At 55.2% G+C, this 17,489-nt stretch carries 13 protein-coding genes and 1 pseudogene; 1 reads left to right on the plus strand and 13 read right to left on the minus strand.

The window, feature by feature from the left end:
* Positions 1-39: 39 nt before the first annotated feature.
* The 4 genes from CPH80_RS11020 to CPH80_RS11035 form a co-directional block, all read right to left on the minus strand.
* Positions 40-1,023 carry a Nudix family hydrolase gene (locus CPH80_RS11020; protein WP_096277763.1) on the minus strand — a complete coding sequence of 328 codons (984 nt, stop codon included), beginning with the start codon at positions 1,021-1,023 and terminating at the stop codon, positions 40-42.
* A 2-nt stretch (positions 1,024-1,025) separates the two neighbouring features.
* Positions 1,026-2,243 (minus strand): bifunctional glutamate N-acetyltransferase/amino-acid acetyltransferase ArgJ, encoded by a 1,218-nt coding sequence (argJ, locus tag CPH80_RS11025; protein WP_096277765.1) that lies wholly within the window; start codon positions 2,241-2,243, stop codon positions 1,026-1,028.
* Between the two features lie 124 nt (positions 2,244-2,367).
* Entirely contained in the window at positions 2,368-5,115 is a 2,748-nt protein-coding gene (secA, locus tag CPH80_RS11030; protein ID WP_096277767.1) for a preprotein translocase subunit SecA, read from the minus strand.
* A 179-nt stretch (positions 5,116-5,294) separates the two neighbouring features.
* Positions 5,295-6,248 (minus strand): M23 family metallopeptidase, encoded by a 954-nt coding sequence (locus tag CPH80_RS11035; RefSeq protein WP_096277769.1) that lies wholly within the window; start codon positions 6,246-6,248, stop codon positions 5,295-5,297.
* A 212-nt stretch (positions 6,249-6,460) separates the two neighbouring features.
* On the opposite strand from CPH80_RS11035, the gene CPH80_RS11040 reads away from it, so the two are divergent.
* Positions 6,461-6,907 carry a DciA family protein gene (locus CPH80_RS11040; protein ID WP_096277770.1) on the plus strand — a complete coding sequence of 149 codons (447 nt, stop codon included), beginning with the start codon at positions 6,461-6,463 and terminating at the stop codon, positions 6,905-6,907.
* Positions 6,908-6,918: 11 nt separating this feature from the next.
* Here the strand turns inward: CPH80_RS11040 and lpxC are convergent, their stop codons facing one another.
* From lpxC to murD, 9 genes and pseudogenes are all read right to left on the minus strand, one after another.
* Positions 6,919-7,836 carry a UDP-3-O-acyl-N-acetylglucosamine deacetylase gene (gene lpxC, locus CPH80_RS11045; protein ID WP_096277772.1) on the minus strand — a complete coding sequence of 306 codons (918 nt, stop codon included), beginning with the start codon at positions 7,834-7,836 and terminating at the stop codon, positions 6,919-6,921.
* A 323-nt stretch (positions 7,837-8,159) separates the two neighbouring features.
* Positions 8,160-9,201: pseudogene (gene ftsZ, locus CPH80_RS11050) on the minus strand (cell division protein FtsZ); the annotation flags it as partial.
* Between the two features lie 95 nt (positions 9,202-9,296).
* Positions 9,297-10,532, minus strand: coding sequence for a cell division protein FtsA (gene ftsA / locus CPH80_RS11055; protein WP_096277776.1), 1,236 nt, complete (start codon positions 10,530-10,532; stop codon positions 9,297-9,299).
* A gap of 36 nt (positions 10,533-10,568) precedes the next feature.
* Complete coding sequence (locus tag CPH80_RS11060; protein WP_096277778.1) at positions 10,569-11,408, minus strand: cell division protein FtsQ/DivIB; 840 nt, start codon at positions 11,406-11,408, stop codon at positions 10,569-10,571.
* Positions 11,401-12,381 carry a D-alanine--D-alanine ligase gene (locus CPH80_RS11065; RefSeq protein WP_096277780.1) on the minus strand — a complete coding sequence of 327 codons (981 nt, stop codon included), beginning with the start codon at positions 12,379-12,381 and terminating at the stop codon, positions 11,401-11,403. Before CPH80_RS11065 ends, CPH80_RS11060 begins: the two co-directional genes overlap by 8 nt.
* A gap of 1 nt (position 12,382) precedes the next feature.
* Positions 12,383-13,828, minus strand: coding sequence for a UDP-N-acetylmuramate--L-alanine ligase (gene murC, locus CPH80_RS11070; protein WP_096277782.1), 1,446 nt, complete (start codon positions 13,826-13,828; stop codon positions 12,383-12,385).
* A complete protein-coding gene (murG, locus tag CPH80_RS11075) occupies positions 13,821-14,927 on the minus strand; it encodes an undecaprenyldiphospho-muramoylpentapeptide beta-N-acetylglucosaminyltransferase (RefSeq protein WP_096277784.1) in 1,107 nt (368 codons plus the stop codon). The genes murC and murG overlap by 8 nt, the downstream gene beginning before the upstream one ends.
* The gene (gene ftsW, locus CPH80_RS11080; RefSeq protein ID WP_096277786.1) at positions 14,920-16,122 is read right to left on the minus strand and encodes a putative lipid II flippase FtsW; all 1,203 of its coding nucleotides are present in this window, start codon (positions 16,120-16,122) and stop codon (positions 14,920-14,922) included. Before ftsW ends, murG begins: the two co-directional genes overlap by 8 nt.
* On the minus strand, positions 16,122-17,477 hold the full coding sequence (murD, locus tag CPH80_RS11085; protein WP_096277788.1) for a UDP-N-acetylmuramoyl-L-alanine--D-glutamate ligase: 1,356 nt from the start codon (positions 17,475-17,477) through the stop codon (positions 16,122-16,124). Before murD ends, ftsW begins: the two co-directional genes overlap by 1 nt.
* Positions 17,478-17,489: the final 12 nt, after the last annotated feature.

Here is a 17,489-nt window from a genome sequence, read left to right on the forward strand (position 1 = left end):
CGGGGCGTTTTAAATAAGGATCAAAGCGACGAATTATAATCAGCTTTGTGGCCACCAGTAACGAATACCAGCCACGCCCTGACCGCCCGCCTGCTGCACCTCATCAAGATCAGCTAACCCCAACCCGCCTAGCCCAAAAACCGGGATCGGCGCATGGGAAACCAGATCGCGGAATTCCGCCCACCCCATAACTGGAGCCTCAGGATGGGTAGCCGTCGGCTTTACCGGGCCCAAGGTCACATAATCCGCTCCAATGGCGACCGCATGATCTATCTCGCGGGCATTGTGGCAGGAAACCCCCAACCAAACCCCATCTGGCACAGGTCTCGCATCCAACTTTTCGGCCTCACGCCAGGGCAAATGCAGCCCCGCAGCATCCGGGTTGCCATCAAAAACTCCAGACGACCCATGAAGCATAAGGCCGGCACCGGCCGCCTCACAAACGTATAGCGCAGACTCAGCCAAGCAATCATAATCCTCTGCGGCCAACCCCGGCGCCCGCAGCAGTACCAACCTGGCGCGATCACTCGCTGGCAACTTGGCAAGTGCCTTATGCAGCTGCTGTAGGCCGGCATCACCCGTGCGCACATGGCCGGTTATAGCCAGCAAGAATGGCAACTGCAGCGCCCGGATAATGGGCCGGTTAGCCGCAGGAAAGTCTTCGTCCCGCAGACGGTTTGGGTTCACCCAGTCTATGGACTGCCCTTCACGACCATGGGGTTCACCTTGGGCCTGCTCCGTTCTCCAAACATCCAGAAACACTCGCTTGTCGCCGTAATCGTGGCGAATACCAATCATTGGATGCAAACTGTCCAACGGGATATGTAACCCGGTTTCCTCGGCAATCTCACGAACCAGCGCAGCCTGTACCGTTTCTTCCGGCTCAACCTTACCGCCGGGAAACTCCAGCAAGCCACCCTGGTGAACATAGTCGGGCCGGCGGGCGATAAGCACTCGCCCTTCCCGAATAATAACGCCGACTGCTACATGCACTTCCTGAACATCCGCTTCTGCTCTGGTCATGCTTAGCTACGGTAGTCGGCGTTAATGGTTACGTAGTCATGGGAAAAATCGCAGGTCCAAACTGTTTCGCTGACATTTCCCCGTTTAAGGTCAATGCCAATGGTGATCTCTTCCTGATCCATAACCGCCTGCCCGCGCTCCTCAGAATAATCCTCCGCTCGACCGCCATCCCGCACGAGGCATACGTTCCCGAGGAAGATTTCCAGGGCATTAACGTCCAAATCTGCAACGCCGGCCCGGCCGACCGCTGCCAAAATCCGCCCCCAGTTGGCATCCGATGCAAACAACGCGGTTTTCACCAGTGGCGAGTGCGCAACTGTATAAGCCACATCCAACGCCTCTTGCTGAGCCGCAGCACCGCTAACATGAATGGTGACAAACTTGGTTGCACCTTCGCCATCACGCACAATGGCGTGCGCGAGATTCAGATAAATTTCTTTTAACGCATCCCGAAGCACCGGCAAGTGCGGGCTGTCCAGAGTAATTTCCGGCCCGTCATACTGGCCACTGGCTATCAACGTGCAGGCATCGTTGGTGGAGGTGTCCCCATCGATAGTAATGCGGTTAAACGACTGTTCCCCAAGCTCTGATGCCAGTGCCTGGAGCGCGTCTGGCGCAATACAGGCGTCGGTGGCAATAAAACCCAGCATAGTAGCCATGTTGGGTCGAATCATGCCCGCGCCCTTACTGATGCCGGAAATAGCGACTATGTGACCACCTAGATCGATCCGCGCTGTGGCGCCCTTTGGGCGGGTGTCGGTTGTCATGATGCCGCTGGCTGCTTCCGCCCAGCGGTTGTCCCCAGTGCTAGCCAGGGCCGACGGCAGTGCATTTACGATTTTTTGCACCGGCAACGGCTCACCAATCACCCCCGTTGAGAACGGCAGCACCTCGGCGGCACTCACGCCGGCTTGCTGTGCCAGCGCTTGGCAGCAAGCAAGAGCGTCTTCCACGCCGCGCGCGCCCGTGCCCGCGTTGGCATTTCCAGTATTGATCAAAAGGTAACGCGGCGCTTTCTCCGCCAGGTGCCTACGGCTCAAGGTGACCGGCGCAGCGCAGAACTGGTTGCGGGTAAACAGACCGGCAGCCCGGCTACCCGGTGCTAGCTCAAACACCACTATATCGTTGCGCCCGGGTTTTTTAATGCCGGCGCTGGCAATGCCCAGTTTAACACCCGCTACTGGGAAAAATTCGGGTAAGGTTCCGGGTCCGACCGCCATCCTGCCACTCCTTTTGATGCTGTTTCTAATATAAATATGTCTTAAAACGAAAAACCCGCAGCCTGCCAGTCAACTGGTCGATTGCGGGCTCCTCCATTCTTTACTTTCTGTCAGCGCGGCGGAGTTAGCTCACCTTTCCACAACACTGCTTGAACTTTTTGCCAGATCCGCATGGGCAGGGCTCGTTTCGGCCCACCTTGCGCTCTTGTCGCACGAAGGTTTCGGGAGTCGTTTGCCGCGAATCGCCGGCGCCACCACCATTCCCTCTTCCGCCTTCGCTCTGGGTAACACTGGTCTCATCATGACGCAGGCGTGCCTTGGCAAGCTCCTGTTCAAGCTCCTCTTTACGACGACGTTCAACCTCTTCCAACTCTTCGCGGCTCTGCACACGAACATGGCAAAGAACACGGGCTACATCTCGCTTCATGGTTTCAAGCATGGTTTCAAACATGCTAAACGCTTCACGCTTAAATTCCTGCTTGGGGTTCTTCTGGGCGTAGCCGCGCAGATGGATACCACGGCGCAGGTGATCCATGTTTGAGAGGTGTTCTTTCCATAGCGTATCCAGAACCTGCAGGAACACCTGCTTCTCGAATTTGCGCATGGATTCAGCGCCGGCAACCTCTTCTTTGGCTCGGTAAGCTGCCACAATTTCGTCCAGAATTTTCTGGCGCAGGTTGTCTTCGAAAAGCTTTTTATCTTCTTCCAGCCAGGCCTGAACTGGCAGGTCGATTGACATTTCCGATTGCAGCTGAGTTTCAAGGCCACCCACGTCCCACTGCTCGGGCATGCTCTGGGGTGGAATATGCTCGCTAATCAACACATCAACGACGTCCTCACGGATGGTGTTAACCATCTCAGAGACATCCTCAGACGACATAACTTCGTTACGCTGGTCGTAAATGACCGTGCGCTGATCGTTGGCTACGTCATCGTACTCAAGCAGCGTTTTACGCATGTCGAAGTTACGGCCTTCAACCTTTCGCTGGGATTTTTCAATGGCGTTCGTGACCATGCGATGCTCAATGGCCTCGCCCTTCTTCATGCCCATCGCCTGCATCAGGCTCTTAACCTTATCCGGCGCAAAGATGCGCATCAGATTATCTTCCAGGGACAGAAAGAAACGGGAAGAACCTGGGTCACCCTGTCGCCCGGCACGGCCGCGCAACTGGTTATCTATACGGCGGGACTCATGGCGCTCGGTGCCCACAATGTGCAGGCCGCCGGCGTCCAACACCTGATTATGCCGCTCGGTCCATTCGGCTTTGAGGCGCGCAGCTTCCTCTTCCGTCGCAGAGCCCATGGCATCGGCTTCGTGCTCCCAGTTACCGCCCAATACAATATCTGTACCTCGGCCAGCCATATTAGTGGCGATGGTCACAGCACCCGGGCGGCCTGCCTGGGCAATAATCTGCGCTTCTGACTCATGCTGTTTAGCGTTAAGGATTTTGTGCTCAATGCGCGCCTTTTTCAGAAGCATAGAGAGCAGCTCAGAGGCCTCAATAGAAGCGGTACCCACCAGGATGGGCCTGCCTTCGCCCGTGACATCCTTGATCTCATCAATGATGGCGTGGAATTTCTCATCCTGGGTCAGGTAAACAAGATCGTTGTAATCAATTCGCTGGATTGGCTTGTTGGGCGGTATAACCACCACATCAAGGCCGTAGATTTGGCGGAACTCGAAGGCCTCCGTATCAGCGGTACCCGTCATACCTGCTAGCTTGTCGTAAAGCCGGAAGTAGTTCTGGAATGTGGTTGAAGCCAGGGTCTGGCTCTCAGCCTGAATCGTCAGGCCTTCTTTGGCCTCCATTGCCTGGTGCAGGCCTTCACTCCAGCGCCGGCCTGGCATGGTACGGCCTGTGTGTTCGTCAACAATGACAACTTGGTCGCCCTGAACAATGTAATCCACATCTTTTTGGAATAAATGGTGAGCACGGAGCGCTGAGTGCACGTGGTGCAGCAGGCTAAGGTTGGCGGCCGAGTAGAGGCTCTCACCTTCTCGCAGCAGTTCGCGGCTTAATAGCAGCTCTTCAACTCTTTCATGACCCGCCTCAGTCAGCTCAACTTGGCGCGATTTTTCATCAATGGTGAAATCGCCAGAGGGCTCGCCCTCTTCGCTTTCCTCACCCTGCTCCAAGCTTGGGATCAATTCATTAATGGCCAAGTACGCTTTAGAGCTGTCTTCTGTGGCACCCGAAATAATCAGTGGCGTACGTGCTTCATCGATAAGAATGGAGTCGACTTCGTCCACAATCGCGTAGTAGAGGCCACGCTGCACCTTGTCGTCAGTGCTGAATGCCATGTTATCGCGCAGATAATCAAAGCCGAATTCGTTGTTGGTACCGTAAGTGATGTCCGCCTGGTAAGCAGCGCGCTTGTCTTCCGGCGGTTGGCCGGCAACGATGACACCTACCTGCAACCCAAGGAAGCTATAGAGCTTACCCATCCAATCCGCGTCGCGGCTGGCTAGGTAATCGTTCACGGTTATAACGTGTACGCCCTTGCTAGGCAGGGCGTTGAGATACACAGCAACGGTTGCGACCAGTGTTTTACCCTCACCGGTCTTCATCTCCGCAATCCGACCCTCGTGCAGGGTGATACCGCCAACCAGCTGTACATCGTAGTGGCGCATGCCCATAACGCGGCGCCCTGCTTCACGAACCGTCGCAAAAGCCTCAGGCAGCAGTGCATCTAGACTCTCGCCTTCATCGAGCCGGCGACGGAACTCGGCCGTTTTGCCCTGCAACTCGGTGTCCGCTAGATTGCCAAACTGCTCTTCAAGCTCATTAACACGCAAGGCCCACTTGCGCATTCTCTTGATTTCCCTGGCATTTTTACTGCCGAACATCTTGGTTGCAAACTTTGAGAACATAGACCACTGCTTCTTTGATTAAACGGAGGAAGCCGACATTCTAACCTTATTTCGCGGTAGGGCAAAAGGTAGGGCTCACATAGCCGGTGTTCAGGGGCTATCCTGTGCCAAATACCGGGAGCTAACGAACTTAATGGCGTTGGTGGGGACTGGGGCAAACGTCAGGCAGAACCTGAAAATTATCGACTTGCCCTTTTAATGTACGTTTCGGGATTCTCGGTTTTGCTGTTACGAATGACTTCAAAGTGTACATGGGGCCCGGTAGAGCGGCCGGTACTTCCCATAAGCGCCAGCACTTGGCCCTTCTGAATAACATCGCCAACCCTAACCTTGACCGTCTTGCAGTGCGCGTAGCGGGTCACCAGGCCATCACCGTGGTCAACCTCAACCAGGTTGCCGTAACCGTTACGCTCGCTTGCATACGTTACTACGCCGCCCGCAACAGAAATAATATCGCTGCCGTCTTTGCCTGCAAGATCCACTCCCGCGTGCCAAGTACGCTTTCCGGTAAACGGGTCAGACCGATATCCATAGCGCGAAGACAACCAGCCCCACGTAATCGGGCGACCTTCGAGATACAGCTCATCTTCCAGTTTTTGGCGAGAAGAAACCTGATCCAGCAGCCGCAATTGCTGCTCACGATCCAGCATCTTGCGTTCCAGCTCATCGATCATCCGGGTGAGCTCAGGCGCCGAGAAGGAATCCGCAGGAAGCGCGTCTTCAGGGCCACCAACCGCCGCCGGTTGGTTGAAATCGAATTCATCACTGGCAACCAAGCCGGATTCCACAAAACGCTGGCCCAACGCATCAAGCCGCAAAAGACGACCCTGAATCTGGCCAAGACGCAGTGTCAGTGCATCTACCTGGTACTGAACGTTCTGCTGTAGCCCGGCCAGTTCCGTCTTTTGTTCATTTAGCTTGCTTCGCCATTCTGCTACGAGTTCAGAATCCGAAGGTTCACGGGCATCCGCTTGGCTTACCGCTACGCTGTATCCAGCCCAGCCTGCAGCAACAATTAATGCTGCCGCCGCAAACGCTAGGGTAAAAGCAACCGTGCCATTTAGCGCCAGCACACGGGATTTCCCATGGTTTTTACCAACAAGAATGATATTCATATTGTCTTCAGATTTCATAGATGAGCCGCAACCGTTTCCTGTAGTGTTGCAGCCCGGAATAATCCGAGCGGGTTTGCCATCCTTAGCAACAACTACGTACTGATAAATCGTAGCGCCCGGTAGACATACTCATTTACAACAAGGTAAAACAAGAGCATCACTGGCACTACGCACAAAACGTGCCGAAGTGTAACCAATCGTTATCGTGGCCGTCGAGAAGAAAACGTCTTATGAAACGAAAAAATGAGCAAAGAATGACCTTCGACAACCTGGGAAGAACCCCAGTTTTGCGAGAACTGGTAGCAAAAGCCAACACCCACAGTATGGCAGAGGCACAGGTTATTTCCTCACTACCACCAGCGCTGGCACCGGGCACTCGGTTTGTTTGTTGCCTGGAGGGGGAACTTACCTTATCGGCAGAAAATGCAGGAAAAGCCAGTCAGATTCGTTTCCGCCAGCACGAGATCATGGAAAAATTACGCGAGAACGAGCTATTCCGATTTGTGTGGAAGCTCAAAGTAAAAGTGGTACCACCACGGTTTCATGAAAAACCGCCCGCGAAAAAAATTCCGCTTAGCAAAGAAAACGCCCGACTCCTCCAAGAGGAAGCCGGGCACACGAAGGATCAAAAACTACGCGAGGTTCTCGAAAAACTCGCAAGCCATGTCCGAGATTAAGGCATCCCGCCTTAAACCGGTACCGCCAGCACAGGCTTCATGTAGGAGATAGGCGCGGTTTCTTCATTGTCAAAGGTAACCACCTCCCATGCATCCTCTTCTGCCCTAAGCTTGCGCAGTAGCTTATTATTCAAATCGTGACCAGATTTGATACCACGGAACTCACCGATCAGGCTGTTGCCTAACAGGTATAGATCCCCGATTGCATCCAGTACTTTGTGCTTAACGAACTCGTCCTCATAACGAAGACCGTCTTCGTTCAGGATTTTGTAGTCGTCTACCACAATGGCGTTATCTACACTGCCACCCAGCGCCAGATTCATCGCCCGCAACTTTTCAATATCACGCATGAACCCGAAGGTTCTTGCGCGGCTAACTTCCTTCACGAAAGACGTGCTCGAAAAATCGACGGTCGCGGTTTGAGCACGGCCTTTGAACACAGGGTGATCAAAGTCGATGCTAAAGCTCACCTTGAAGCCTTCAAACGGCAGGAAGGTAGCCTTCTTATCGCCTTCTTCAATGGTGACTTCCCGCTTGATGCGAATGAACCGCTTGGCAGCTTCCTGCTCGGCAATGCCGGCAGACTGCAACAAAAAGACGAATGGGCCGGCGGAGCCGTCCATGATCGGCACTTCAGCAGCGCTCAGTTCAACAAAGCAGTTATCGATACCGAGACCAGCCATGGCTGACAGCAGATGCTCAACTGTCGCCACACGGACACCGTCTTTTACCAGCGTCGTGGACAGCATGGTCTCACCCACATTTTCGGCGCAGGCACGAATCTCAACCGCAGGGTCAAGATCGGTACGCCGGAAAATGATTCCCGAATCTACCGGAGCGGGCTTCAGGGTAAGGTAAACCTTTTCCCCCGAATGCAGCCCGATGCCGGTAGCACGGATCGTGTTTTTTAGTGTCCGTTGTTTGATCATCGGTTCGTTATTCCGTAAAAAATTGCGATATTCCAAAAAAAACTTAAATACAGAATATCAAAAAATACGACTGAGTACCATTTGCGCAACTCCATATTGCCTGAAATTCATGCAATATGGCCGTCGGCAGTCAGCGCATCGTTATCCGAATTCGTGATGTATCTTTACAGATATCTACCCAAATCGGATGTCAATCGCACTAGATTATCAGTCAGCCTGCCTACGAAGGAATGCGGGGATATCGAGATAGTCGACCCCCTGCTCTTCGCTTTCTTTGCTCTGATCAATCGCCACATTGCCGCGTGATACCGCGCGACGACGCAGGATTGCAGGGCGATCCAGCTGGTTATAATCTGTTTTTCCATCCAGAGTGCGGGTGTTATCCACCACTTTGGTCGGCTTTTCACGATCCCCACCAAGGCCTGTTGCAACAACGGTTACCTTCAGCTCTTCGGTCATTTCCGGGTCGATAACAGTACCCACTACAACCGTAGCTGTATCAGATGCAAACTCACGCACGATATCGCCAACTTCGGAGAATTCGCCCAAGTTCAAATCCATACCCGCGGTAATGTTAACCAGAATACCCTTGGCACCCTGCAGGTTGACATCTTCCAGCAATGGGCTACGAATAGCGGCTTCGGCAGCTTCTCGTGCGCGGTTCTCGCCGGTAGCGGTCGCCGTACCCATCATTGCCATGCCCATTTCGGACATAACGGTTTTAACGTCGGCAAAGTCGACGTTGATCATGCCATTGCGGGTAATCAGATCAGCAATACCCTGAACCGCACCCAGCAGAACATCATTCGCAGCAGCGAAAGCGTCTAGCAGGCTGGTCTTTTTACCCAGCACAGCAAGCAGCTTTTCGTTGGGAATGGTGATCAGCGAGTCAACGCATTCTTCCAGCTCTTTGAGCCCGACGTCGGCCAAACTCATCCGCTTGCCACCTTCAAAATTGAAAGGTTTGGTAACCACGGCAACGGTCAGAATACCCATTTCCCGCGCAACTTCGGCAACGACAGGTGCTGCACCTGTGCCGGTACCTCCACCCATGCCGGCGGTGATAAACACCATATCCGCGCCCTTCAGGGCTTCGGCGATACGATCGCGATCCTCAAGAGCAGACTGGCGACCGATTTCCGGATTTGCCCCTGCACCCAGCCCTTTCGTGATGCTACCACCGAGCTGAATGATCTGGCGGGCATCCATACCAGCCAATGCCTGGGCGTCTGTGTTGGCGCAGATGAAATCTACACCTTCAATGTCACTGTTCAGCATGTGCCGCACGGCGTTACCGCCGCCACCGCCAACACCAATTACCTTGATGACTGCGTTTTGTTGGACATTATCGACAAGTTCAAACATTCCCCTTCTCCTTCGTGCTGTTTCAGCCTTGTTCCAGACTGTTTAATAGAGATTGTATTTTCGAGATACCTTCGTTTACTGCCGCCCGGGAACCGTTAGAAATGACCGGTAAACCAGGCTTTCATGCGCTCAAACAGCGAGGGTGCATCTTCACCCTTGAGCGCCGGTGTCCGGCCAAGATCCATCTGCCGGAAACCATGAATCAATAACCCGACGCCGGTGGCGTAGATGGGGTTATTAACAACTTCTGTCATACCGGAAACTGCCTGCGGACAGGCCAGCCGAACCGGCATATGGAAAACTTCTTCAGCCAACTCCACCACACCTTCCATGGTGGCGGAGCCACCCGTAATCACGATGCCTGCCGGAATTAGATCCTCGAAACCTGAGCGGCGCAGCTCTGATTGCACGAGGGCAAACAGCTCCTCGTAGCGTGGCTCAACAACTTCCGCCAGCGCCTGACGTGAGAGATCACGGGGCGCACGGTCGCCAACGCTGGGCACCTTGATGGTTTCGTCAGCGCCCGCCAGTTGCGTCAAGGCGCAGGCGTACTTGATTTTAATCTCTTCGGCGTTCTGCGTGGGCGTGCGAAGAGCCATAGCTATGTCGTTGGTAACCTGGTCGCCGGCAATGGGTATAACGGCTGTGTGGCGTATGGCGCCGCCAGTGAACACAGCGATATCCGTGGTACCGCCGCCCATATCCACCACGCAAACACCCAGTTCCTTTTCGTCCTCGGTGAGGATCGCGTGGCTGGAGGCCAGTTGCTCCAGAATGATGTCGTCTGCCTCAAGGCCGCAGCGGCGAATGCATTTTTCGATGTTCTGGGCGGCGTTTACAGCACAGGTCACCAGATGCACCTTCGCTTCCAAGCGTACACCGGACATCCCCATGGGTTCTTTGATGCCTTCCTGGTTATCGATCACAAACTCCTGCGGCAAAATGTGCAGAATTTTCTGATCCGCAGGGATGGCTACGGCCTGAGCTGCATCGATTACCCGATCGATATCCGCTTGGGTCACTTCCCGATCGCGGATGGCAACAATGCCGTGGGAGTTGAGGCTTTTAATATGGCTGCCCGCAATCCCCGCGTACACGGAGTGAATGCGGCAACCCGCCATCAACTCGGCTTCCTCAACCGCGCGCTGGATCGCCTGAACCGTGGTTTCGATATTGACCACCACGCCCCGCTTCAGTCCCCGGGACGGATGAGAACCAATACCCACCACCTCAATGGTTCCGTCCATCTTGCGTTTGCCGACGATCGCAACCACCTTCGAGGTTCCGATATCGAGACCGACAATCATGTTTTCCGTTTCAACCGATGACATGTGTTCCACCAAACCGTAGGTCTGAATTTGTTGTTTCTATGTTTTCGGGCCGGAAGCGGCCTGGGCCGGCTTCCATTGAACCGCTACACCGTTGGTATAGCGGGCATCTACCCGGCTAACTTCGTCCGACCGTGATGCCAGCCGGTTTTCATACACTGTAATAAAGCGTTCAAAACGCTTCGCGACCTGATCCCGGCCGAGTACCACTTCAATTCCATTTGAGAGACGAAGGGTCCAAGCCCCCCGCCGCTCCAGTGAAAGCCCTGAAAACCCCAGACCGTGCCCCACCAGTTTGTCGCTCATGGTACGGGCCATGCCAATCACATCGCGCACCCGCTCATCAGGCCCGGAAAGCTTCGGTAAACGCCCTGCCACTGCTGGATTGGGCGGCATGAACAGCTCGCCAGTGCGGCTAACCAAGCGGCCGTCGGTCCAGTAGGCCAGGGGCTTCTTCTCCCGAATGTTGATTTCCAAACGATCCGGCCATACTCGGCGTACCGCCACTGTCTCAACCCACGGGCGCTTCTCGAGGTCGACCTTTATGTCGGAAAGATCCGTCGAGAAGTAACTTTTGCCAATCCAGTTCCCGGCCTGGCGCTCAATGGCAACTCGGCTATCGCCGATGAAATCGCCATTTACATCAATGGCCAGAATTTGCTGATCCATGGCGCCCAGCACTTTGCCAGTTCCCCAAGGCACCAGGCCCGCCGCCAGCAAAATCGCGATACCCATACCAGCTTGCAGCCAGGGCACAGCGTCCAGCACAGCCCTAAACACGCCAAACCGGTCTTTCTCCGGGCCAAGGGAGGTTGCTCCCCGGCGCCGGGGAGGGTCGGACGGTATCGCCCCACTCCGGATCAGCAGTGTCTCAAGCATTGGCACTCTCCAAGCTGTCACCCTCCAAGGTGTCCTGAAGGATCCGCACAACTAATTCCTCAAAGCTCATGCCCGCGGCTCTCGCAGACATGGGCACTAGGCTGTGATCGGTCATGCCCGGCACGGTATTTACTTCCAGGAGCCAGAACTCGCCATCGGCATCCTGCATGATGTCTACCCGGCCCCAAGTGCGGCAGCCCACTACCCGGAACGCTTCCAGTGCGAGGTTCTGCAACCTCACTTCGTCCTGAGGCGCTAGGCCACAGGGAATCCGGTAACGGGTGTCGTCCGCCAGATATTTTGCGTCGTAGTCGTAGAACACGTGATCCGTGCTCAGCCCGATGGCCGGCAGAGCACTGTCCTGCAGCAGGCTGACCGTAAACTCCGGCCCTTCTATCCATTCTTCTATCAGTACCAAATTATCCAGCGCAGCTGCGGTCTCGTAGGCTTCTGCCAGCTCAGCAGCCGTGTTCACCTTGCGGATTCCGATGCTGGAACCTTCCCTAGACGGCTTAACACTCAGTGGCGGACGCAGCTCCTGAATAATCTGCTCAGCGTCGTCCGCAGCCGACATGGTTCTGAATTTCGGTGTTGGCAGGCCACAGCCTGCAAACACGTATTTTGTGCGCAATTTGTCCATCGCCAGAGCTGAAGCCAGCACTTCGCTGCCGGTATAGGGAATTCCCGCTTGAGACAAAATGGCCTGTAGCGTTCCGTCTTCGCCGCCACGACCGTGCAGGGCTATAAACACCCGATCAAACTCAGGCTTCTCTACGGTCTTTAACAGGCAGCCCTGAACATCCATGGCAAAGGCGTCGACGCCTGCAGATATCAACGCCGCAAGAACCACCTTGCCGCTTTTGAGAGAAACATCGCGCTCGGCAGAGTCTCCCCCCATAAAGACAGCCACACGTCCCAGCGCCCGAACCACTTCTGGCTCAGCCTGATACGCTGGTATCTCGGGATGCTGCATATCACTCACCTGCAATTACTCCTGCCGCTGCCAACCGGGTCGCTACGCCACCGATGTCTCCTGCACCCTGTGTAATCAGGAGGTCACCGTCCTGTAGCATGCTTTCCAGCAAGCTCTCGATTTTGCGATTATCTTCTACAAACACCGGCTCTATCTTGCCGCGCTGCCGTATGCTCCGGCACAACGCCCGGCCATCCGCACCTGGAATAGCGGCCTCACCGGCGGAGTACACATCCATTAATAACAGACCATCGACTTCCGATAGAACGCGCACAAAATCTTCATACAGATCACGGGTTCGGGAGAACCTGTGGGGTTGATACAGCATCACCAGACGCCGGCCCGGCCAAGCATCGTGGGCTGCGCAAATGACAGCCTCGACCTCTGTGGGGTGGTGCCCGTAATCATCAACCAGTGTGATCGTGCCCTTCGGCGTTTTGTAATCGCCGTAAACCTGAAAACGACGCCCAACTCCCTCGAAAACGGCCAGGCCACGACAGATCGCTTCGTCTGCAACGCCCTCATCGGTCGCTACGGCGATCACTGCCAGCGCATTCAGCACGTTGTGACGACCCGGCATTTTCAGTTCCACGGTCAAATCACTGCGTCCCCCAGGGCGCTTCACGACAAAATGGGTTCTCAGACCATCGGTCACTATGTTCTCGGCCCGGTAATCCGCATCTGGGTTGCTGATGCCGTAGGTGATAATGGCTCGAGAAATCCGTGGAATTATCTCCTGCACATAATCATCATCGACACACATAACGGCCAGGCCGTAAAACGGCAAATTGTGGAGAAAATCCACAAACGTTTGCTTCAGTTTTTCAACGTCGCCGTCGTAGGTGTCCATGTGGTCGGCTTCAATGTTCGTCACCACCGAGATCACCGGGGTCAGATGCAGGAAGGAGGCATCGCTCTCATCCGCTTCGGCCACCAAATAACGGGAACCACCCAGTTTGGCGTTGGTACCTGCACTGTTGAGCTTGCCGCCGATCACGAACGTAGGATCAAGCCCCGCTTCACCGAGCACCGAAGCAATCAGGCTAGTGGTGGTGGTCTTGCCGTGGGTTCCGGCTACGGCAATGCCATGTCGGTACCGCATGATCTCAGCCAACATTTCCGCCCGAGGCACAATAGGCACCCTCCGGCTGCGGGCTGAAGCCACTTCAGGGTTGTCAGATGCCACGGCGGACGAGACCACGACCACGTCGGCTTTCGCGCTGTTCTCTTCCCGATGACCAATCTGAACCTCAATACCCATAGCCTTTAGGCGGTTTGTGACCACACCTTCTTTCAGGTCTGAGCCAGATATGTCATAGCCTTGGTTTTTCAGTACTTCCGCAATGCCACTCATGCCGGCGCCACCGATACCCACGAAGTGAATGTGGCGAATCCGGCGCATTTCCGGTACTTGAAAAACAAGCGGCGTATTGGTTGAATCAGCCATTAGCGGCCTCCAGACAATAATTTACAACTCGCTCCGTTGCGCCGGGGCGAGCCAAAGTACGTGCAGCCTTGGCCATATCCATGACCCTAGCGCGATCCCGGACAAGATCGCCCAAGGTTTCTGCCAGCACGGCTGGTGTCAGCCGCGACTGTGGTATGAGTACGGCCGCTTTGGCATTCACCATTTGCTCGCCGTTTTTTGTTTGATGGTCATCCACCGCGTGGGGAAATGGCACCAGCACCGCGCCGATACCTGCAGCACAAAGCTCTGAAACCGTTAGGGCGCCCGCGCGGCACAACACAATATCGGCCCAGCTATAGGCTTCCGCCATGTCTTTAATAAATGGCTCAACATCGGCCTTTACTCCGTGCTCCGCGTAAGAAGCTCGCGCCGCTTCAATGTGCTTTTCACCACACTGATGACGAACCTGCGGCCGCTCTTGCTCGGGCAGCATTGCCAGAGCTTCTGGCAACTGCTGATTGAACACCTGGGCCCCCAGGCTACCGCCCACTACCAGAACACGAAGTGCATGTTCCTGATCGTTCTGCCCACGCTTACGCTCAGCCATTCTTTGTTCCGGTTCCGGCAGGTTCACTAGGTCTTCGCGTACGGGGTTGCCCGTGCATCGGGTAATCACATCCGAGCCAAAGCTCCCCGGGAACGCCTCTAGTACCGCTTTAGAAAACCGCACCAGAATGCGATTGGTCATTCCGGCAATGGCATTCTGTTCATGAATCACCAACGGCGTTTTTGTTAGCCATGCCGCCACGCCGCCAGGGCCAGTCACAAACCCGCCCATACCAACCACACAATCTGGGCGAATGCGGCGCACGACAGTAAATGCCTCGCCCAACGCACGCATCAGCCGGAACGGCGCCATGATCAATGCCAGCTTGCCTTTGCCCCTAAGCCCGGAGATATGAATCAGCGCCAGCGGAATACCCGTGTCACCTATCAACCGCTCCTCCATGCCCCCAATGGCACCCAGCCAGTGCACTTCGTGCCCCTTGGCCTCAAGCGCCCGGGCAGTGGCCAGCGCTGGGAACACATGGCCTCCGGTACCGCCGGCCATTATCAAAAACCGGCGCGATTCAGTCATAGCGCGCTCCTCCCCGCTTTCGCGGGCTGGTCTTTTCGGTCGCCAGTTTTTCCTTATCTAACCGTTCCATCTCAACCCGAGCTAGAATTCCGATGCAAATACAGCTGATCATCAGGCTGGAGCCGCCGTAGCTCACCAGTGGCAAGGTCAGCCCTTTGGTTGGCAACAATCCGGTGCTGACTGCCATGTTGATACCCGCTTGCAGGCCAATCAGCAGCGTAATGCCGTAGGCGAAACAGGCACCAAACGGCATATCAGCCTTCTCGGCGCGGCGAGCAATCACAAAACCGGTGACAACCAGAACCGTAAACAGCCCGAGCACAATTAACGAGCCCAGCAACCCGAACTCTTCAGCGATAATCGCGAAAATAAAGTCTGTATGGGCCTCCGGCAGAAAGAACAATTTCTGTATCGAGTTACCGAGACCCACACCGGTCCATTCGCCACGCCCGAAGGCTATCAGCGACTGAGTTAACTGGTAGCCGGTATCAAACTGATCTTTCCAGGGGTCGAGATAACTCACCACGCGCTTGAGGCGGTAGGGCTGGGTAAGAATCAGAACAACGCCGATTACCACCAGCGTCGCAATCAGCGGCACAAACCGACTAAGGCGCACCCCACTTAGGAAAATCATACCTGCGGCAGCCGTAACCAATACAACGGTGGCTCCGAAGTCAGGCTGTATAACCAGCAACGCCGACGCTATGCCCAAAACCCCGAGCGGCTTCAAAAAACCCGGCCAGGTGTTCAATAACTCATCACGCCGCCGCACAACATATCCCGCCAGATAAGCGATTAGGCACAGCTTGGCAACTTCCGACACCTGCACGTTGAACAAGCCAAACGGAATCCACCGTGTTGATCCGTTTACCGTGTGGCCCAGTGGTGTAAGAACCAGCACCAGCACCAGCAGACCTATGCCGAGCAACAACCATCCACTGCGCTCCCACCAGGCCACTGGCACATTGACCGACACCAGCGCGAGCATGCAGCCCATGACGGCGAACATAAGCTGGCGAATCACATAGTGGTAGCCATTGCCCATGGTTTCGACCGCTATATCCATGGAGGCCGAAGAAATCATCACAACCCCAATAATCAGCAGAGCTACCGAGCTGAGTATCAGGGCCACCAGCGGTTGAATTTCGCCCAACCACTGAGTCCGTGAGGGTGCCGCTGACAGTCCTGCCTGCATCACAGCACCTCCCCAAGAGATTGAACCTGTGCGCGGAACTGATCACCGCGGTCTATATAATCCCGGAACATATCGAAGCTTGCGCAAGCCGGAGAAAACAGTACGCGATCTCCTTCCAGCGCAAGCTCTGCAGATTTTTCTACCGCCTCCGCCAACGTGTCGGCACGGTAAACCGGAAGGTCGGAGCCGACAGCTTCAGCAATGCGATCTGCGTCATGCCCGATCAATACCACTGCCCGGCAACAGGCTCTGACCTGCGACGCCAACTCAGAAAACTCAGCGCCTTTGCCTTCGCCACCCGCAATCAACACTATTTTCCCGTTGCCTTCGGGCACCAGACTGTTTAAGGCTGCGACGGTAGCTCCGACATTCGTCCCCTTGGAGTCATTGATGTAATCAACAGCTGCAAGCCTGCGTATGAACTCACACCGGTGCGGCAAGCCATTGAATTGCCGCGCGGCACCCAGCATGGCGTCCATGGGTAGCCCGGCTGCGTGACCTAGCGCCAGTGCCGCCATCACGTTGCTAAGATTATGCCGGCCCAACAGCTTCAGCTCCCCGGAGTTTAGAATGCTGTCGAACCCGAACGTTACCCAAACACCCTGGTCATCTTCCCGGGTGCTGAAGGTTTCCGGATTAACGCGGTGAAATCCAAAACAAAGAAACCGCAAGTTATCCCGCTCCATGGGCGTGCTCAGTGCGTCGTCCAGATTCACAATGGCATTCTGGCAGCCACGGTAAATTCGCTGCTTGGCTTGAAAATAAGCCATCTTGTCTGGGTAGCGATCCAAGTGATCGTCACTGACATTCAATACAGTGGCCGCCAGCGCATTCAGCTGCGCGGTGGTTTCCAATTGGAAACTGGAGAGTTCAAGCACGTACAGCTCGGCACCTCTGCCCAGCAAATCCAACGCTGGGGTTCCGATGTTTCCGCCAACTTCAACTCGTCGACCGGCAGCGCGAGCCATATCACCCACCAATGTAGTGACGGTGGTTTTACCGTTAGAGCCGGTTATGGCTACAACGGGCGCTTCGGCAGCTTCAGCAAACAAATCAATATCGCCCCGGATACGCGCGCCCTGTTTAGCGGCGTGGGCAATAGCCGGCTCAGCAATACTGATACCCGGGCTTACAATAAGCTCGTTGAATCCGGCAAACCGTTCTGGATCAAACCGGCCCAGGTAAACAGGAATGTCGGGCCACTCGGCACGCAGGTCATCCAAGCACGGCGGCGCTTCGCGGCTATCAGCTACGGCGATTTCCCGACCCTGTGCAGACAGATAGCGCACGCAGGAGAGCCCGGTTTTACCGAGCCCTACTACCAATGTGCGACGATCTGACGTGATGACACTCATAATTCGTCCGAT

This window comes from Marinobacter sp. LV10R510-11A (genome assembly GCF_900215155.1).
In the GTDB taxonomy this organism is placed as follows: domain Bacteria; phylum Pseudomonadota; class Gammaproteobacteria; order Pseudomonadales; family Oleiphilaceae; genus Marinobacter.